The sequence below is a fragment of the Rossellomorea sp. DA94 genome (genome assembly GCF_029834455.1).
GTDB classification, from domain to species: domain Bacteria; phylum Bacillota; class Bacilli; order Bacillales; family Bacillaceae_B; genus Rossellomorea; species Rossellomorea vietnamensis.
Genome location: NZ_CP122397.1, coordinates 790,899 through 809,473, shown reverse-complemented (window position 1 = coordinate 809,473; position 18,575 = coordinate 790,899). Strand labels below are relative to the sequence as shown.

Sequence of the window (18,575 nt, the reverse complement as noted above, 5' to 3'; positions counted from 1 at the left end):
AGTGCCCCCCCTTACCGGCTCAAAGTCATGGCTGAAGAAAGAGTACGATCGGTTTCTTCCATGCCTTCTAGGGAAAGTTGCGTGGCCGCCTGGTTTTCCATCAAAAGCTGTTGATAGCACTCAAGCATCTTCTGGCATTGCTCATTGAGTTCATTCAGCTTGTTGATGACCTCCAGTTCATTCGCTCCGCCAATCTGCTTTGGATACGTTGTATTCCAGGAGTCAATCGTTTGACGAAGCTTGGAAAGCGCCCTCTCCGTCTCGTTGTACTGAATTTTGATTTCAGTGTGCATATGATCGGTCCTTTCTATTTATCTTAAAACATCCTATAAACTTCCAATTCATAGACTATCGTACCATCGTTTCTGTGGGCATTCTATTATGAACCTATACTTTTCTGGAAATAGGAAATAATACTCAGTTCTTAAGGAAAATAAAAGCAATTAGTTGTATTCTTTATTAAAAAGAAGCATGAGAACCGTCCCCATGCTTCCTTAAGAATATCTAATTACCAAATGACTACGATAATAGATCAACAATACAAGCAAAAATATACCCACCAAAAGAATAACCCAGTCCAATTTCTTACTACTTATTAACCTATTGCACACACTATATAATTTCAGGCCAAGAAATCCCCCAACAGTATTAGTAATGACATCGGTTATGTCTGTCGCGCCAATAGAGAATATGAATTGAATGATTTCAAAAATAAGACTTAGAGCCAGTACAAGGGTAAGTTTAGGTGAAAAGCCACCTTTTTTGAAATTAACTTCCAAAAGCAGGCCGAGTGGAATGAAGATAAGGATATTATCTATCATCTCTCTGATACTTCCAGATGCAGCGAATGGGATCAAGTTAAAACTAGTATATTGATAATGAAAAACTGACAAAATATTGTATTGTAATTTGAATAGGACTAGCCAGGTTAGTATCACTAGATAGAAAGCCAGCAATCCTCTAGATATTATTTTTTCCATGTTATCTCCTCTCATTTATGTGTATCCGATGAATTTAGGGAAACACCGTTACAATGACACCATCTATGTTGTTGCCTGATATCTCATAATGACGGTTTGATGGAACACGAAGGGTCGTATCCTTTGTGACTTGGTAATATGAGATCTCATATGTTTCGCCCTGTATCATCGTTGAAATCGATTTTTGTTCTTTTAGGAATGCTAAGTATTCTTCTAAAGCGAAGTTTTTTTCTTCCATAATCACACTGTGGGGCAATCCAACATAGCGAATATGCCATGGTTCGTATTGGATTCCCGTAACGTCTGTTTTATCCTTTGGATACCGTAATATAAATCCGTATTTCCACGCGTTTTCTTCGATCCACTTTCCTTCTGATGCCAGCTCCATTTTCCTTTGAGTGGATCCTACATCCAGTGATAAGCCCAAGTTGTGTTCACTGTAGCCTGCAGGCAAGGCATAGTCGGACCCCATTTCCCGGTAAAGTGCACGTTGCTCTTCAAAGCCCCGAAAGCCGCTATTGATGATGAAATGTCTAACCCCGTCTTTACCGGCAGCAACGGTCATCTCGGAGAATTTATGTGCTACGTCCTCCGACAATGTAATGGTGGTATCAAACAATCCGTATCCCTTTGTCAGTTCTTCATGCGTAAATAGATTGACAACGTCTGATGTTATACTCTCCTGTTGAACCGGATATTCATTATTCACCAAAAGTAAATTCCCTTGAAAGACTTGTTCCTTTTTTATCTCGATTGTTTGAAAGTGTTCAGACGTCCCGCTATTTTCTACATCGTTACGCTGAATCTCTACTTGATCTTGAATCGTTGATTCCTTATAAACAAATGTGAAACCTAAACATAATGCCATTAACAATAAAAATCCCCACTTCTTCATTTCACGTTCCTCCTTATTCTTACTATAGAATAGGAAAAACTGTTTAAAAAAAGAGTGGGGTAAAATTTAAATTTTTCTTAAATCCTTTATGAAATGGAATCTTGGTCAGGTTCAATACCTTCCTGGGGTAAACGAACTTCAAATATCGTCCGTATGAGACTGCTTTCCACCGTAATCGTCCCATTGTGTTGCTCCACAATATTCTTTGCAATAAATAAACCAAGCCCTGTGCCATCTTCTTGATGAGTTCGGGCTTTGTCACCTGTGTAAAACATATCAAAAAGATAGGGAAGTTCATTCGGAGGAATCCGGTCTCCATAATTCATAACCTGAACGACCACATCCTCTCCATCAACAAACCCGTTAATATCTACAAACTGACCATCATATCCATAACGATTGGCATTGGTTAATAGATTTTCAAATACACGGGCCAATAGCTCTCCGTCCCCCCAAATAGGTAATTGGGGCGGAATCGTGATTCGGGCGATTAAATGATTTTTTTCGAATACAGGATATAATTCTTCCTTCAATTGATTAAGAAGATTCGTTAAATTAATCTGCTGCTTGTCTAAAGGCAGCATGCCATAATTCATTCGTGTTATTTCAAATAATTCGTCAATCAACCGTTCCAATCGCTGAGACTTCGTAAAGGTAATCGTTAAATAATGTCTCACCTGTTCTTTGGTCAACTTCTCATCCTTAAGGATTAAATCTAAATAACCTAGAACAGAAGTGAGGGGCGTACGCAAATCATGAGCCAAATTCACCACTAACTGTTCTTTACTGTTTTCTGAGAAATCCCCTCTTTGGATGGCTTCTTCCAGTTTTTCACTTGCGAGATTCATGGCTTGTGCAATATCACCAAATTCATCATTTGACTCGATATTCACCCGATGCTTAAAGTCGCCACTGGCGAGATACTGAATTCCCGTTGATAGTTCATTGAAATAGGTAGAAATCGGCTTCGTAAGCAAATAGAAAAATAAGAGCGAAAGGGAGATAAACAGGATAAAAAAGACGTTAAAATCTCCAATGCTGTCAATGAATTGACGGAGTTGGGCCAATGGTTCACCGCGACGGACCACTGAATGATAATAAAGCTGTAACCCCCTAAAAAGGATGTAAGTGATCACACCGCCGAGAAGCATACTTAAACCAAATAATACGAGGACTTTGGCTCGGAAACTGCGTATAAATTTAGCCATTAAATGTATACCCCACTCCCCAGACCGTTTTGATTAACTTGTTCTTCCTCTTATCTTCCCCGAGTTTCTTCCGTAACGTACGAATATGCACCATTACCGTGTTTCCGCCTTCAAAGTATGCGTCATCCCATACCTGCTGAAAAATATTTTCCACACTATAAACCTTCTTTGGGTGACTGGCCAATAAATACAAAATATCAAACTCTTTCGGCGTCAGCTCGATATTTTCACCGTAAAGGAAAACCGTGCGCTGATCAGGAGAAATCACGATTTCACCAAATTCCAACGTATCTTTCTTACAAGGTGCCTTAGGTTGATTCAACTTCATAAACCGTCGCAAATGCGCATTCACACGCGCAACCAATTCAATGGGAGTAAACGGCTTTGTTATATAATCATCCGCTCCAATCACCAGCCCATGTACCTTATCAAAATCAGATGTTTTTGCACTCAAAAAAAGGATCGGCATATTATACTGTTCCCGAATCAGACGGGTGGCATCATATCCATCCATCTCCGGCATCATAATATCCAAAATCAACAAATCAATCGATCGTGTCTCAATCACGCGTATGGCTTCCTGCCCATTATGTACTTTCACGACATCGTATCCTTCTTTTTCCAGATGAATGGCAACCAGGTCCGCTATTTCCTCCTCATCATCCGCCACCAGAATCGAAATACTCTTCATCTATCCCACTCCTATATCAAGTTACCTTTGATTATCAACAAATCTGTACTTTATTCTCTACTATTTCCTTTGATTATTCAAGGTAAGCATGGGGACAGTTCTGCTGCTTCTCTTATAATAGAAAAAGGAAGCACGAGAACCGTCCCCGTGCTTCCTTCTGTCACTCTTTATTAACTTTCCGAAGCTCCCAGGCAATGTGCGCACTTTCCTCTAATTCTTCTAATGAATAAAATGCTTCCAAGATACTTTTCCCTGGTACTACTGGGCCGTGATGGCTCAACAGCCATCCATCACTTGCATGTACGCCTTTCTCAAACTCGCGGAACAATTCTTGACTGCCCGGATGTTCATAAGGAATTAAACCGACTGTTCCGAGTTTCATTTTCAAATATGGAGTATGGTCCGGCATGCAATCCGATTCATTCAGGCCAGGCAGGCAACTCCACAGCACACTATACGTGCTGTGAACATGAAGAACTGCCCCAGCATCAGGCTTTGCTTTGTATACCAACAAATGTAATGGCCATTCTTTGCTTGGTTTTATGTCACCATATTGCCTTCCATCCATGTCCAGTATAGCAAACTCCTCGTGTTTAAGAGTTCCAAAGCAAGTTCCCGTAGCCGTCACATACATTTTGCCCTCGTGGAGAAAACTTAGGTTTGCAACACTCCCCGTTGCTTTCCCGCGTTGAAAGAGACTTTGGGCCACCCAAATGGCATCCTTTATCTTCTTATCTACTGATTGATCCATATTTTCCACTTCTCTCTTATGTTAAAGATAAGGCTTGAAGGAAAAAGTCCGATTGTCCAAAGTTTCCGCTTTTAAACACCATCCGAATACGTTTATCTTCTATTGGGATCATAGTAGGTACTCCTGGTGAAATACTATCTCCAATATGATATCCATGGTACCCAAGCCGTTTGGCCACCGCCCCACTCGTTTCTCCGCCTGCCACGATGATTCTGTGAAACCCGGCTTGAACAGCCAGTTTTGCCAGGTCTGCGGTGGCTTTTTCTATTCTTCCGGCCACTTCTTCTTTGCCTTTTTGTTGAATATCCCGCACTTTTTCAGGTGTGTCGCTGCTGTATACCAGGATGGATTCTTCTTTGTTTTGAGAAATCACATTCCAAATCTTCTCGACCGATTCTTCCCCTGACATCAATTTAAGAGGATCCATGAAGTAGGTTTTACCACCTGATCGTTGATATTCTATAATCTGGTTTCGAGTCGTTTCACTGCAGCTCCCTGCTAACAGTAACGCTGGCGAATCCGATCGCGCAAAGTCATCCGCATCCGCTTGTTCCTTATGCATTTTAGCCAATGGATAGGCAAGGCCACTTCCACCTGTGATGAGTTTGAGTTCTCCAAATAACTCTACCAGCTTTTCCGCGTCTTCTTCTTTCTCGTAATCTGGTACGATATAAAAAGGCGAATCCTTATGTTGTGCGGCTATTCCTGTCATCCATTCATTTACTTCTTCCTTGTCTACAGTATCCGGCATTTTCACACTGGGAAATTTGCTCTGGGCGTCCATTAAACGAACCAGATCACAATCCCGCATGGGCGTAAGCGGATGATCCTTCATTGGGCTCTTATCGAGTGGAACTCCATTTACATATAAACATCCATTTTTCACAACCCGTCCATTTACGGGAAGGGCAGGACAAAGAATCGTATAAGGAACGTCCAGTTCTTCCATTACAGCATCACAAATCGGGCCGATATTCCCTTCAGGTGTAGAATCGAAGGTAGAACAATATTTTATATAGAACTGTTGCGCACCCTGCTCTTTTAACCAGGCTATCGCCTCGAGTGAATCGTCGACAGCGTCATTAGGATCTTGAGTACGTGTTTTCAAGGCAATGACACATACCTCTGCCTTTGGAACCTCATCCATTTCAGGTATTCCAGAGTATAAAACGGTACTAAGTCCGCCTTTCACAAAGAAAGAAGCGATGTCACTGGCACCGGTAAAATCATCTGCAATCACACCAAAGCGCACTATATTCACCCCCCTGCTATGTTTTTATGTACTACTTTACCAATTCAGCTTCTGCTTCTTGAAAGTTCTTATTACGGACCTTTACACCTAACAAATCTTCAAAATAACAAATCATGGCATGCTTGTAGAAATCACCTTGTCCGTTTTGTAAGGCAAGTTGATACGTTTGCATCGTTCCACTCAACGTTGGCAGTGGAATTTGGTATTTCATTAACACTTCATTCATACTTTCCATGTCTTTATAGGCTCTTTCCAGTGAAAAACTATGTTCAAAATCCCCTTCTAACACCTTAGGAATCAATGTTTTCGAAGCAAAACTGGATCCAGTTGCCGTCATTAATACATCACCGAGTTTCTCTGGATCTAAACCAAGCTTCACTCCAACCGGTAATAATTCACTGAAGCTTGCACAACAAATATTTAATACACAGTTATTAATCATTTTCGTCAGCTGCCCAGCCCCGTTGTCACCCATGTAGAGGATCTGTTTCCCCATCAGGTCAAGCATTGGTTTCAGTGTGTGAAATAGTTCTTCATTCCCGCCGCACATGATCGTAAGCGTTCCTTCGACCGTTGTTCTGGGATGACCCGAAATGGGGCAATCCATATATTCGATACCATTCTCCCTGCAGGTTTCTGCGACTTCTACTGCTCCTAAATAACTGATGGTGCTAAAGTCCACAATGGTCTGACCCTGCTTCATATATTTCAGTAGACCGTTTTCCCCTACTACAACCTTTTTGACAATCTCTAAGTCTGGCAGACAAAGAAATAGATAATCACTATCTGCAGTCTCCAAGATATCCGTTGTGGTTTTAATCCCTTGTGCATTGAATTCTTCTAATGCCTGTGGATTTGCATCACACACAAGATACTCATACTCACCTTCTTTTTCACCTTTTGCCAGATTGAATGCCATACCTGTGCCCATGACGCCTAATCCAATAAAACTTACTTTCATTTAAATCTCTCCTTTTTGTTTGAAATCATTTCAAGGGCTGAAGAACGGGGAAGTACCGTAACCTAAGCGTTTACTTTATCCCCTTCCAATGCACCAATGACCGCTTTCACCGCTTCTTTCGGACTGGTTAACACCGGAATTCCTAATGTACTCGCTTCAACTTCTGCACATGCCTGCGTAATCTGGGCAAGAATGATGGCTTCGCATCCTCTTTTTTGCAATTCCGCTGCGGCAAGACGATTCAGATGATTATGTTCGACCTCATGACCAGCCTTCAATTCTGTCATCGCCTGCGTAATAATCTCCGTTTCAACTTCCACTTCCCTGCCCCATTCCTTGGCAAGCTTCTCCAATTGGGCTTTCGTTGCGGGCCCGGAGGGTGCAGTCGTCGCCACAACGCCGATTTTTGTATAATGAGTAACGGCCTTTTCCAACATCGGGCGATCCACCGCAAAGATCGGGACGGATATAAATGGCTTCACAGCATCCACTACAGGTGTGAGCACGGTGCATGCTACAATGATCGCGTCTACTCCCGCTTCCTGTGCTTTAGTGGCCAAATGGACAAAATCCCGAAATGATTTGTCATCGATTCCATTCATTTGGTTGGCATGATACTGGATATTCTCGTCAACAAAATTTAAAACCGTCACTTCTGGTGCCAATTGGTTGAAGGCTGCATTCAAAGGTGGTACAGCATTGCAGGTTGCATGTATAATACCGATTTTCATTTCGATTCTCCCCCTAGTGGATTCCGGATTATAGAGTGACCTTTACCTTACTTGAAGTTTTTTTTAGCACATCGATCATTTGGTTGATATCTAAAACTTTTTCATTGAAATTTAATGTATTGCATAACCTGCTGATATGAGGCTGTTTCAACATCGCTTCTTCCAGGACACCATGGTTCCAGAACACATCCTGCTTATGAGAATCCTGAACGACTCTCTTATTTGCCATCACGATGACACGTTCAAAGTTATTCACGACAAATTCCATATCATGTGTAATGGTAATGATGGTTTTCCCTTCTTGAACCAATGAATCAATGATGTGCCCCAGTCTTTTAATGGCCAGGGAGTCTTGTCCAGCTGTTGGCTCGTCTAAGATAATCGTATCCGTATCCATCGCAATGACCGAAGCAATGGTGACGAATTTCTTCATGGAATAAGGCAGGTTATACGGATGGATATCCAAGAATGGCACGATTCCTGTCAATTCTGCTGCCTTCATTACATTTTCTTCAATCTTCTCCTGTGAAAATCCAAGGTTTTTAGGCCCGAACCTAATTTCACTTTTTACATTTTCGTGAAAAATTTGATCATCAGGGTTCTGAAAGACATACCCCACCTTTTTAGATATTTGAGCGGTTGTGTAATCTTTTGTATTCAAACCATCAATGATCACATCACCTTTGGTCGGTTTTGTTAATCCATTCATCATTTTCACTGTTGTGGTTTTCCCGGCACCATTTTGTCCAACAATGGCTACTGATTCGCCTTTTTCGAATGACATGCTGACATTTTCAACCGCTTTAAAACCATTTGGATAACAGTAGGTAACGTCATTTAAAGTTAAATAGCTCATCCTTTCACCCCTTCTAGTTCCATCCATTGTTTCATTACTTGAACGGAGTCCCTTTCAGTGATGGGTATTCTTTCTGTATGCATATCGTGTTTCCGCATTTGTAGATCCAATAGCGTATACTGGGTCAATCCCAATCCATATTCCTGTGTACCTTCTTCAGAAAGCACCTCTTCCGTACTTCCTTGTTTCTTAATCTGCCCATCCTGAAGGACAATCACATAGTCTGCATATTCAGCAATCAATTCAATCTTGTGCTCTACTAAAATAATGGTTTTTCCTTTTTTCTTCATAATATCGATTACCCTGAATATTTCTTCCGTACCTTGTGGATCCAACTGTGATGTCGGTTCATCAAAAATGAGGATATCCGGTTCCATTACGATAATGGACGCTAAAGCGACCCGTTGTTTTTGCCCCCCCGACAGTTCATTCGGGTTTTTGTGCTGGATGTACTCAATACCCAGTAATGTAATGATGTCTTGTACTTTCTGTTTAATAACACTGATTTCAACTCCCAGATTCTCCAGTCCGAAAGCGATCTCATCAAAAACAGTTTCCTTCACACCGCTGATTTGGGTAAATGGATTTTGGAAGACAAACCCTACCTTTTGAGCAAGCTCACTTGGATCCCATTCACAAACATCCTTCCCATCAATCAGCACTTCCCCACTTCTATCACCATTAAAAAAATGTGGTATAAAACCTCGGCAAACATTGCAAAGTGTGGTCTTTCCCCCACCATTCACACCGACCAGAGCGTAAAATTTCCCGCTTTCGATCGTAAGATTCAGATCATCCAATACTTTTTCACTTCCAGTAGGATACTGGTATGATAGATTTCTAATCTCGATTCCACTCATAAGAAAAACCTCCAGATCAAGATGGAAACAAATACAATCAATAGTACAACTCTTACCACATGATCACTCTTCGTCTTTTCCAGTTGATGTAAGCTTGTCTTCTTTGTACGGGCAGTGAAAGCACGGGATTCCAGCGTGATGGCTTTCTCATCGGTGCTTGAGAATGATGATAATATCAGTGGGGTTAATGCCGGTACAAATGCTTTTACCCTTATACTTAGATTCCCTTCCGTTTCAACACCACGGGTTCTTTGTGCATCCATAATCCGTAATAAATGCAGCCTCATTTCCGGAATAATCGTAAGTGCAGATGAAAGGACATAGGTAGCTTTTGGTGAAACTCCTGCTATTTCTAATGCACGGGATAAATCATTGATTTTTGTAATCTGAAAAAATAACACAATGGCTGATCCCACCGCCAATATTTTGGAGGTTAATTGTAAACTGAAATGGATTCCTTCTTGTTTAATGGAGAAGATGCTCCATGACCATAATATGGTCTCTCCAGGGTAGAAAAATGATTGCAGAAGGAAAATCATGAAAACAATCGGTATCAATCCTTTTAAGACGAAGTCGGCGTACTGCTTTGTTTTTCCAGCTGCCATTGCAATAAATAAACATAACACGGGGACTAAATAAGAGTAGATATAACCTGGTAACAGTAACGGGGTCATCATCAAAAAGGCGGCAAACAAGAATTTAGTAGTTGGATAGAGATTTAGAATGAAGCTTCTCAGTTTTTCCATATGTGTATCTCCCCTTTCATAGTAAGGTTCATTTTTGGCTGATTAATAAAAAAAATCCGGTCAATCCCTTCAAGCCCTCTGTTATTCCTGAAATATACTTTCCGAAAGCAGAAACACGATATAACGGGGTGGGTGGTGCAGTGACCGCAGATTCCTCAACATGTTCACCCCGTATTTTTTTAAGCTCCTATTTTAGTACTTCTATTATTATTGTTCATCGTAAGATATAAGTGACCATACTTTTGTTTAGACAGGTATTGATCTGACATCTTACGCACAATCATATAGGCAACTAAAATCGAGAGAATTTTATCAATACTTTCAACAAATATCTTTTGTGTAAAAACGGATGTCCATATTTCTTTGCCTGAAGCTAAAAGTACGGCAGTGATTGTATCTGATCCGGTTCCTGAAGCTCCACCGAATACAATAACCGTGGTCGGGGTAGCGATTAAGATGGCAACAATTGCGACAATAAAGCCTGTAAATGCGACCTTCCAAACATTTTTTGTCAGCCCCTTTTTTGCCATGAGACCTACTACAATCCCTGAAGCCATAGCAACCGGCATAAACGCCAGCTGAGTAGGGTTGAAAATCCCGAATATCAGTTTTGAGACGCCTCCAGTTACTGCTCCAACCCAAGGACCGGCTACCATCGCAACAATCATCGTGCCGATTTGATTTAAGAAAAGAGGGATCTTTAATAATTCAACCAATTCTCCAGCAACTACATTGACCGCAACACCAATGGGAATGAGCAATATGGAAATAAGCGTAAAATCCTTTTTTATACTTTTCATGTATAGTCCTCCTTTTATATGGGTTTTCTAAGATTTCATTTCTTCAAATTTTCCTTGCTCATGAGCAGCATCCATTCGGTTGCTGCCAGCCTTTTTCTCTCCAGGATGAGGATGAAATTTTTTATACATGTCGGTGAAATAGGGTTCAACTTCATTCGCCCATTGAACACTTGCCCGGCTTTTTTGAAGAAGGGATTCCTGTTTTTCTTTTACTGCTTGGAGTACACCCTCTTCATCGAATGAAACTATTTTACGATTCTTGAGAATCCATTCTCCCTTGACCATCACTGATTCAATCGAACTCCCATTCTCGTAATACACAAGCTGAGAAATGACATCGGCATTTATTGTTAATGCAGATGAGCGCTTGTTTAGTAAAACAAGGTCCGCTTCATAATCCTGTTTAATTTTTCCCCGCTTTTTCTCTTCGCCTAATATGTGTGCTCCCCCAACTGTCGCCATTTTAAGGACATCTATCGGCTGCAGCCATTCATGGAAATTGGGATGTTCTTGGCGGCTGTGCATAACAGCTACCCTCATGGCTTCAAAAAGGTTATGGGAGATTCCGCAATTGGAGGAATCCGTTCCTAAGGCCACGTTGATTCCATCTTCAAGATAGGATGATACATTCGCTCTCCCGCTGCCAAGCATCATATTACTGACTGGATTATGAACAAAGGAAACCCCATGTTCAGCTAACATCTCTGCCTCATCATCTTCAATCCAAATGGAATGGGCGGTGGACAACTTTCTTGAAAGTAATTGTTGATCCCGCAGTCTGCCGAGTATACCGCCCGAAAACGCCGAATCCCCGACTTCCTTTTGAATTCTTGTTTCGAGAAGATGTGTATGAACATATGCCCCACTTTGTTCACTTAATTCCTTACATAACGCGAGCATTTCCTCGGAACATCGCTGCGGAGCATTTGGACCAACTACTATTTGAATTCGATTATTTCGATCATGCCACCTATCGAAAAGAGAGTTATAAAACGCTCTCATTTCAACCACTGATGTCGGTGTTGCTTGGTCCAGTTTTCGCTTTGTATCGATCGGCAAGTCAACTGGAAGAAAATGATGATCAGGAACATCGTGCATCATGGGAGCAAATCCTACCCTTATGGATGATGCCTCGTATGCTTTAAGGGCTGCTTCTGATCTTCTGATATGCGGAAAATGGTCAATGCAACTGGTCACACCGCTTTTAATCATGTCTATTGCACCTAAAAGTACTGCATTGTAAATATCCTCATCATCAAGTGAATAACCATATGCTGTTGTATAAAGGGACCACATTTCTAATGGAAGATGGCTGGTTGTTCCTTTTAACAGATTCGAATAGGAATGATAATGAGCATTCGTCATACCAGGCATGACGATCATTTCAGATCCATCAATTGTTTCATTTACGTGAATGTTGGGTTCACTCCCAGGGAGGTGTGGGATGACTTCTTTTATGCGTCCATTTTCCACCCACACACTGCCCTGAATGATACCTGACTGGTCATCCATCGTTATGATGGTTGCGTTTTGAATGAGAGTTGACATGGAGTCACCCCTTCAATAAATAGTTTTCTAAATATTAAGATATCTAGGCGCGTAAAACGATTTATTTTTGCGTCTCTGCATAGTTTGTTTCCAAAGTAGAAATTCGTTCTGCAAAACGTCGTGCCACTGTCTCTCCATCTACATCCATTAGAATTGATGTATTTGATTCTGAATGACCCCACTGTCCTGTAAACTCAGTGACCGTCTGACCGGCTGTCAGTTCTCCTTTTGTCTCGATTGAAACAAAAGCCGGCTGGACCTTAAAGAGTTCTGGCCAAAGGGCATAAGCTACGGCTGGGACATCATTAAAGAAAACGCCTGTCTCCGTTTCTGACGATTGCTTGGCGGCTATGTAAGCCTTGCGGCGAAATTCAGCGGCCTCTAATAGGAAAGCTCCTGGTCGCGTATTCGCATACCTGATACGTTCAAGGTTTTCGTGTGAGATTCTCACTTTTGTACATACATCGAGACCTACCTGTACGATTGGGGCACCAGAATTGTATATCACCCTTGCTGCCTCGGGATCAGTTGCCAGATTGAAGGACGCCACTGGGGAATAGTTCCCGGCAACACGGACTGCGCCACCCATGACAATGATCCTTTTCACTTTCTGCGCGATACCAGGGTCTATAGATAGAGCCAGAGCCACATTGGTTAATGGACCTATCGCTAAAATAGTGATCTCGTTTGGTGCTTCGTTACAGCGCCTCACAATCTCCATGGCTGCAAACTCCCCGGCTTCTGATACGGTAGGGGCTGGGGCCTCGACTCCACCAAAACCATTATTGCCGTGAATATGCTTGGCAAATTGCGGTTGACGTATGAGGGGCCTGCTTGCTCCCCGGTAAACGGGGATATCCGTCCTGCCTGCTAATTCAAGTAATGAAAGGGCATTATGAGTCGCAGTCTCCACCTCAATATTTCCATGCACCGTCGTCAAAGCTTCAATATGCATTTCCGGAGACGCAAGTGCAAGATAGATTGCGGCAAGGTCGTCTACCCCCGGATCCGTGTCAATAATTACTCTTTCCATCATCATGTTAATTCCTCCTATTCTCTTTTATAAGAATATCAAGACACATACCAGCACTAACCCCTTACTGTAATAAGGTTTCGGTCCCAACGCCTTCGATACTCTTTTTCTATTAAAACTAAACCAATTGAGAGTTTCTTTCTCTGTCTACCCCTTCGCAGAAGCGACGTGTTTTGTCCTCGTCAACCGGGTTCGTCATAATATCATCCACTTTCGCCCCATATCCAAAGACAGCTCCATCCGCATATTTGAGCAGATTGGCGGTTTCGACTTTCATTCCACTGCCGATAATGATTGGAACATCAGGGACTGCATTCCTTACCGCCTCTAAATTCTCAATGGAAGGAGGTTGAGCTGATTCCTCACCCGCAAGAATGATAGCGTCCGCCATTCCACGATAGGCAGTATCACGAGCCAAGACATCAATAGGACGAGCCGCTAAAGGAGCAGCATGTTTTGTTTGGATATCTGCGAAAATCTTGACTTTTTTCTCTAAACCAAGAAATTTACGATATCTTGCCACCAAGTGCGCCGTACCGTTAATGAGACCCTGATCGGTTACGTAGGCATCTGTCAGGACGTTAAGTCTGATAAAATCAGCCCCTACTGTTCCAGCAACTGCTAGAGCAGATTTCCACGAATTTCTCAGGATATTAATCCCCATTGGAAGCTTCACTTCACGGCGAATTTCGTGAGCAATCAATGTCATCGCCGCTACTGTTTCAGGTTCCTCTGTTTCAGGGTAAAATGGGTAGTCATTAAAGTTTTCTACCATCACGGAGCTGGCTCCGCCCTTTTCAAGACTTTTTGCATCACGGATGGCTGCTTCTAATACATGATCGATTTTCCCTTCATATAGGGGCGATCCAGGCAGCGGACCTAAGTGAACCATTCCTAATACTGGTTTTTCGACACCGAACATATTTGTAAATGAGGTTTTCATACTATTTTCCTCCTCCTTTATAATATTGATCATATTCCTACTAGGGGGTGAATTCTTAAACTCTCAATCCATTATTCTATTCCATGGACGAATGAGCAGTTGGAAGGGAAGGCATTTATTCTTTGACTCCGGTTGTAGCCATCCCTAAGTCGATTTCGTCCATAGAGAGTGCAACATCGGCATCCATACTTGGTGCTCGAAGCTGAGAAGTGAGTCCGCCATCAATGGCTAAGACATGACCCGTGATGTATGAAGCATCTGGTGAAGCTAAGAAACGGACTCCATGACCAACGTCTTGAGGCATTCCGAGCCTGCCAAGTGGAATGAGAAGGTCAGGAGAGGATTCCTCCCCGACTGCTGTACGGTTTTCAACCTCTATGGCACCTGGCATCACAGCATTCACCCGAATTTTCCATGGAGCCAGATCAAGTGCCATTGCTCTTGTAGCGGCCTCAATCGCCCCTTTCGTCGCATCGTAAGCGACACGATTCCGATGCGCGCGCGTTGCTCCACCAGAACTCATATTGATGATGACACCGCCTCCCCCCTGATGGACCATTGCTCTCGCTGCCATTTGGCTGCAGTAGTAGAGTCCATTAAGGTGTACATTCATGAGGTTCTCCCACATAGGAAAGTCCGTTTTTAGAAAGTGTCTTTCCGAGAGCGGCCCGTGACCAATACCAGCATTGTTCACAAGTACATCTATACCGCCTTGGAAATGACGAGCTTCCTCAAAGAGGTTTCTCACATCTTCACTTGACGCTACATCCGTATAGACGAATAAACCTTCTCCTCCAGATTCAATGATCTCCTCCACACAGCGCTTGCCCGCTTCAGGATCAATATCAGCAATGACCACCGATGCACCAGTCTCTGCGAAAGCCAGGGCAATTCCACGTCCAAGCCCCTTAGACCCGCCAGTCACGATCACACGTTGCTTTTTTTTATCACTCATTGTTTATACACCTCATTCAAATTTAGTTATCAATTCCGTTACTACAAAAATGTAAAACTGCTAAACTGCTAACTTACGAAAACACAAACAATGTAAGCCTTTTCATTTATTTGTAAATATCTCTTGGACAGTTAAAGAAGTTAAGGTAATCCTACTTGGACTGTTTTGCTAACTTTGACTCCTCTGCCAATTCAATCGTTGTATAATCCTCCAATGTATCAGAAAACCAGTATTGTAAGTCTGCTTCTCTTTCATGAACATAAACAGGTTCCCCGTTAACCAGTTTCAAAGGTATATCATGTCCGGGTACTAAAATACTGTTATCCTTTTTTTTCCATAAACTCCATAAGTAATCGATAGAATGCTGGCTATCTGAGAGATTCAGTGTCATATCGACGTTTCTTGATAAAAGCTCCGCCCTATTCTTAGCAGCATCCCCGCTAAATATCAGATCATAATCACCATTGTCTACGGTGTACGTCAAATGACCTGGTGAATGTCCTTTCGTTTGATGCGCCACAATGCCAGGAACAATTTCTTCAAGATCGTTGACCAACCTTATTTGTGAAGAAGAATTTAATTCTCTCACATACAATTCAGGAACATGCCAACCTCCAGGTGGTTCGTTTATTGCCCAATCCATATCCACCTGCCCTACAACAATGGTAGCGTTGGGGAACATAGTCCAATTAACACAATGATCCCAATGCGTATGTGTCAATAAAACCAGAGAGATGTCACTTGGAGATAAACCTCTGGCTTCGAGCTTATCTAATAGTAAAGGCCTGACACCGAAGCTGCCGACATCGATAATAATGTGTTGGTCATTGCGGGACAATAACGTGACTGTACTCCACCCAAGCCCCCCATGAGTGGATGACTTCCCGGGAAACCCTTGAATAAATATGTTGTAGTCGTACATTCCAATCCCCTTTCATCGTTGTTATTGAGTTGGATACCTTAAATGAGATTTAATGTTAATCCATTCAATTAGATTAGATTTACATGATCTGTAAGAGAATAAATAAATCTTGCAAAAGACTATTTCTGGAAACGTTTCCACAAAACCTCCTAGAAACCTATTTCATTTTTAATTTACGAGTTGGATACCATTCAGAAAATGAAAACGTTGTTTATAAGGCTTCTTGCAGCTTTACACACATAAAATTGGGTCATTCTGGAGCTGATAATAGCACAAACACTTTGATGTTTAGTTAAGTTGAGTGGATAATACTTATTGATCCAAAAAAAATGATTTAAATAATATGGAAACGTTTCCACTTATTTAAATCAAATTATACATACTTAGTAAACCACTTTCAATGATTTTTTTGAAAATTTATAAAATTATATTCATTTATCCTGAATCTCCAAATGTCTTTTAATCATTTGCTTCTATCTCCATTGTTGACTCCCTTTCAATAAGAGTCGGATAAAAGAGGACAGTTTCTTTGATTATTTGTTTTTCCTTTATTGCTTTCACCATGATTTCGATCGCCCTTTGACCCATTTCTTTAATTGGTGTTCGTATAGTCGTAAGCATAGGGTATAAAATTTCCGCATATTGAGAATCATCAAAACCAACAACTGACAATTGCTCGGGGATTCTAATATTCAGCTCCCTTGCAGCTTTGTAGACACCAACCGCCACACTGTCGCTAACCGCAAAGATTGCCGATGGCCTGTCATTTTTTTGCAAAAATCTCATTGCATTTTTATAACCGCTTTCAATATAAAACTTGTCAAAAATCACATAATCGTCCTTTATAGGAACGTCCCTTTCATTCAAGGCTAACTTGTATCCTTGGTGCCTTTCGATGGATGCGTAAGTTTCAGGATCCCCACCGATAAAGGCAATATCCTTATGCCCTAAATCCAGAAGATGTCTCATCGCTTTATAGGCACCATCAACATTATCAACTATGATTTCATTTAGAATTAATTTCGGGAATTTCCCCCCTAATATGACGACTGGCAGCTCAGGATAGTTTTCCTTCAATTCTTCTATATTTCCATCATCAGCCTCTGGAGATGAAAAGATGATTCCATCGACTCCTTTAGCAATCAGTAGGTGTATATACTCTGCTTCTTTCTGCAAATTGTTATCTGTATTACATAAAAAGATGTTAAATCCATGACTATTTGCTCGATCCTCTATTGTTCTAGTCAGATCTGAATAAAAAATATTCTTTATATCAGGTATGATTAAACCAAGAGTTAATGTTTGTTTCTTCTTCATTGCAGCAGCTACCAGACTCCCTTGGTAGTTCAGCTTCTTAACTGCATCAAGAACCTTTTCTTTCGTTTTTTCACTTGTATACCCGCTCTTATTAAGCACTCTTGATACAGTGGAGATTGAAACATTAGCTTCTTTTGCAACTTCCTTTATTGTTACCAAAACTGACACATCCTTATGGAAACGTTTCCTCATTTTTTACCACTAATATAATTCTACTATAATTCTATAAAATTTGTCGATTTCCTTTTGTTGATAAAAGAACAAAAGGTAAACTAACCCTAACCTTATACATTAATCTACATGATCGTCTGTTTTTATATCTAAAAGTGTATTAGAAAGCGTATCACAAAATTTGGAGAACAGAAAGTTCTGTCATTTTCATTCTTCTTCGGGATTTTATTCTTTATTACTGCTAGTTACTTATTGCAAAGAGAGAGGAGTGACGTTACTTATTTTAATATAGGTTTCTTTGTTAAATTTCGGAGATTACATAAAGAAGCACGGGAACCGTCCCCGTGCTTCTCCTTAAAACGTTGCAGTATTATTCGCCTGATCCGCCTTCACACAATCAATCGCAATCACAAGGGCAAGAATAATGGTCTCCATTTCTTCCTCCAGGATCTGTACCCTGTAGCTGTCGCCCCAACTGAACCATTCCTTCCCTACTTCGCCTACGACTCTCCCCTGATGTAACACCTGAAAGTCCATATCCATCCAGTTTCCTTCCACTTCGATATCTGCCGCATCTATGGAATACTTAGCCTTCAGAAAGGATAATTCCTTCTTGATTGTCACGACCTCTTCACCATTCACCTCGACAAAAAATGTCGGTAGAAAGCTTAACACCTTCTTCGTGATCAGGGCTACTTTATCACGATCTTGATTCATGATGGAGAACGTCTTCGGGACCTTCATGAAGCTTCCCTCGACATAATAGACGTCCTTCTCATCCTGGTCCTTTACGGTGAATTTTTCGCTGAGACTGAATACTTTTTGTTTGATGTAAAGCTGTTTCATAGTAGTGCCCCCCATTTTATTCTCTCCTTTATATACGATTGAGATGGGGATAAGTTCCAGTATTTTTGACACATAAAAAGTCATTCCCTCACAAGAGGAATGGCCCATA

At 41.4% G+C, this 18,575-nt stretch carries 20 protein-coding genes; all 20 read right to left on the bottom strand.

The annotated features are described in order from the left end of the window. Positions 1–11 precede the first annotated feature (11 nt). Positions 12–293, bottom strand: a complete 282-nt coding sequence (locus P8596_RS04285; protein ID WP_279726067.1) for a YwqI/YxiC family protein — start codon at positions 291–293, stop codon at positions 12–14. A 201-nt stretch (positions 294–494) separates the two neighbouring features. Next, positions 495–980, bottom strand: a complete 486-nt coding sequence (locus P8596_RS04280; protein ID WP_279726066.1) for a VanZ family protein — start codon at positions 978–980, stop codon at positions 495–497. Between the two features lie 34 nt (positions 981–1,014). Continuing rightward, positions 1,015–1,875, bottom strand: coding sequence for a VanY-A/VanY-F/VanY-M family D-Ala-D-Ala carboxypeptidase (gene vanY, locus P8596_RS04275; RefSeq protein WP_279726065.1), 861 nt, complete (start codon positions 1,873–1,875; stop codon positions 1,015–1,017). Positions 1,876–1,961: 86 nt separating this feature from the next. Beyond that, complete coding sequence (locus P8596_RS04270) at positions 1,962–3,083, bottom strand: HAMP domain-containing sensor histidine kinase (protein ID WP_279726064.1); 1,122 nt, start codon at positions 3,081–3,083, stop codon at positions 1,962–1,964. After that, a complete protein-coding gene (gene vanR, locus P8596_RS04265; RefSeq protein ID WP_279726062.1) occupies positions 3,076–3,774 on the bottom strand; it encodes a vancomycin resistance response regulator transcription factor, VanR-F/VanR-M family in 699 nt (232 codons plus the stop codon). The genes P8596_RS04270 and vanR overlap by 8 nt, the downstream gene beginning before the upstream one ends. Before the next feature lie 160 nt (positions 3,775–3,934). Continuing rightward, the gene (locus tag P8596_RS04260; RefSeq protein WP_279726059.1) at positions 3,935–4,525 is read right to left on the bottom strand and encodes a class II aldolase/adducin family protein; all 591 of its coding nucleotides are present in this window, start codon (positions 4,523–4,525) and stop codon (positions 3,935–3,937) included. A 16-nt stretch (positions 4,526–4,541) separates the two neighbouring features. Then, entirely contained in the window at positions 4,542–5,777 is a 1,236-nt protein-coding gene (gene otnK / locus P8596_RS04255; protein WP_279726057.1) for a 3-oxo-tetronate kinase, read from the bottom strand. A gap of 31 nt (positions 5,778–5,808) precedes the next feature. Then, positions 5,809–6,738 carry an NAD(P)-dependent oxidoreductase gene (locus tag P8596_RS04250; RefSeq protein WP_279726056.1) on the bottom strand — a complete coding sequence of 310 codons (930 nt, stop codon included), beginning with the start codon at positions 6,736–6,738 and terminating at the stop codon, positions 5,809–5,811. Positions 6,739–6,800: 62 nt separating this feature from the next. Beyond that, positions 6,801–7,469, bottom strand: coding sequence for an aspartate/glutamate racemase family protein (locus tag P8596_RS04245; RefSeq protein ID WP_279726054.1), 669 nt, complete (start codon positions 7,467–7,469; stop codon positions 6,801–6,803). A 28-nt stretch (positions 7,470–7,497) separates the two neighbouring features. Then, on the bottom strand, positions 7,498–8,325 hold the full coding sequence (locus P8596_RS04240) for an energy-coupling factor ABC transporter ATP-binding protein (protein WP_279726052.1): 828 nt from the start codon (positions 8,323–8,325) through the stop codon (positions 7,498–7,500). Next, complete coding sequence (locus P8596_RS04235; RefSeq protein WP_279726051.1) at positions 8,322–9,185, bottom strand: energy-coupling factor ABC transporter ATP-binding protein; 864 nt, start codon at positions 9,183–9,185, stop codon at positions 8,322–8,324. The genes P8596_RS04240 and P8596_RS04235 overlap by 4 nt, the downstream gene beginning before the upstream one ends. Further along, the gene (locus P8596_RS04230; protein WP_279726050.1) at positions 9,182–9,931 is read right to left on the bottom strand and encodes an energy-coupling factor transporter transmembrane component T; all 750 of its coding nucleotides are present in this window, start codon (positions 9,929–9,931) and stop codon (positions 9,182–9,184) included. The genes P8596_RS04235 and P8596_RS04230 overlap by 4 nt, the downstream gene beginning before the upstream one ends. A gap of 179 nt (positions 9,932–10,110) precedes the next feature. Continuing rightward, positions 10,111–10,731 (bottom strand): ECF transporter S component family protein, encoded by a 621-nt coding sequence (locus P8596_RS04225; protein ID WP_098437470.1) that lies wholly within the window; start codon positions 10,729–10,731, stop codon positions 10,111–10,113. A 27-nt stretch (positions 10,732–10,758) separates the two neighbouring features. Next, positions 10,759–12,279, bottom strand: coding sequence for an amidohydrolase family protein (locus P8596_RS04220; protein WP_279726049.1), 1,521 nt, complete (start codon positions 12,277–12,279; stop codon positions 10,759–10,761). Between the two features lie 61 nt (positions 12,280–12,340). Continuing rightward, positions 12,341–13,318 (bottom strand): nucleoside hydrolase, encoded by a 978-nt coding sequence (locus tag P8596_RS04215; RefSeq protein ID WP_279726047.1) that lies wholly within the window; start codon positions 13,316–13,318, stop codon positions 12,341–12,343. A gap of 112 nt (positions 13,319–13,430) precedes the next feature. Then, positions 13,431–14,255, bottom strand: a complete 825-nt coding sequence (locus tag P8596_RS04210; RefSeq protein ID WP_279726046.1) for a BtpA/SgcQ family protein — start codon at positions 14,253–14,255, stop codon at positions 13,431–13,433. 115 nt (positions 14,256–14,370) lie between these two features. After that, positions 14,371–15,210, bottom strand: a complete 840-nt coding sequence (locus P8596_RS04205) for an SDR family NAD(P)-dependent oxidoreductase (protein ID WP_279726045.1) — start codon at positions 15,208–15,210, stop codon at positions 14,371–14,373. A gap of 151 nt (positions 15,211–15,361) precedes the next feature. After that, complete coding sequence (locus P8596_RS04200; RefSeq protein WP_279726044.1) at positions 15,362–16,132, bottom strand: MBL fold metallo-hydrolase; 771 nt, start codon at positions 16,130–16,132, stop codon at positions 15,362–15,364. A 459-nt stretch (positions 16,133–16,591) separates the two neighbouring features. Then, on the bottom strand, positions 16,592–17,608 hold the full coding sequence (locus P8596_RS04195; RefSeq protein ID WP_279726043.1) for a LacI family DNA-binding transcriptional regulator: 1,017 nt from the start codon (positions 17,606–17,608) through the stop codon (positions 16,592–16,594). Positions 17,609–17,974: 366 nt separating this feature from the next. Then, positions 17,975–18,466, bottom strand: a complete 492-nt coding sequence (locus P8596_RS04190) for an LURP-one-related/scramblase family protein (protein WP_279726042.1) — start codon at positions 18,464–18,466, stop codon at positions 17,975–17,977. Between the last annotated feature and the right edge of the window lie 109 nt (positions 18,467–18,575).

Coding starts and splice junctions, on each gene's coding strand:
- vanY (WP_279726065.1), bottom strand. CDS start 1,875: ATGAAGAAGTGGGGATTTTTATTGTTAATGGCATTATGTTTAGGTTTC.
- P8596_RS04240 (WP_279726052.1), bottom strand. CDS start 8,325: ATGAGCTATTTAACTTTAAATGACGTTACCTACTGTTATCCAAATGGT.
- P8596_RS04225 (WP_098437470.1), bottom strand. CDS start 10,731: ATGAAAAGTATAAAAAAGGATTTTACGCTTATTTCCATATTGCTCATT.
- P8596_RS04285 (WP_279726067.1), bottom strand. CDS start 293: ATGCACACTGAAATCAAAATTCAGTACAACGAGACGGAGAGGGCGCTT.
- P8596_RS04280 (WP_279726066.1), bottom strand. CDS start 980: ATGGAAAAAATAATATCTAGAGGATTGCTGGCTTTCTATCTAGTGATA.
- P8596_RS04230 (WP_279726050.1), bottom strand. CDS start 9,931: ATGGAAAAACTGAGAAGCTTCATTCTAAATCTCTATCCAACTACTAAA.
- vanR (WP_279726062.1), bottom strand. CDS start 3,774: ATGAAGAGTATTTCGATTCTGGTGGCGGATGATGAGGAGGAAATAGCG.
- P8596_RS04205 (WP_279726045.1), bottom strand. CDS start 15,210: ATGAGTGATAAAAAAAAGCAACGTGTGATCGTGACTGGCGGGTCTAAG.
- P8596_RS04235 (WP_279726051.1), bottom strand. CDS start 9,185: ATGAGTGGAATCGAGATTAGAAATCTATCATACCAGTATCCTACTGGA.
- P8596_RS04215 (WP_279726047.1), bottom strand. CDS start 13,318: ATGATGATGGAAAGAGTAATTATTGACACGGATCCGGGGGTAGACGAC.
- P8596_RS04270 (WP_279726064.1), bottom strand. CDS start 3,083: ATGGCTAAATTTATACGCAGTTTCCGAGCCAAAGTCCTCGTATTATTT.
- P8596_RS04245 (WP_279726054.1), bottom strand. CDS start 7,469: ATGAAAATCGGTATTATACATGCAACCTGCAATGCTGTACCACCTTTG.
- P8596_RS04250 (WP_279726056.1), bottom strand. CDS start 6,738: ATGAAAGTAAGTTTTATTGGATTAGGCGTCATGGGCACAGGTATGGCA.
- P8596_RS04220 (WP_279726049.1), bottom strand. CDS start 12,279: ATGTCAACTCTCATTCAAAACGCAACCATCATAACGATGGATGACCAG.
- P8596_RS04210 (WP_279726046.1), bottom strand. CDS start 14,255: ATGAAAACCTCATTTACAAATATGTTCGGTGTCGAAAAACCAGTATTA.
- P8596_RS04260 (WP_279726059.1), bottom strand. CDS start 4,525: ATGGATCAATCAGTAGATAAGAAGATAAAGGATGCCATTTGGGTGGCC.
- P8596_RS04200 (WP_279726044.1), bottom strand. CDS start 16,132: ATGTACGACTACAACATATTTATTCAAGGGTTTCCCGGGAAGTCATCC.
- P8596_RS04190 (WP_279726042.1), bottom strand. CDS start 18,466: ATGAAACAGCTTTACATCAAACAAAAAGTATTCAGTCTCAGCGAAAAA.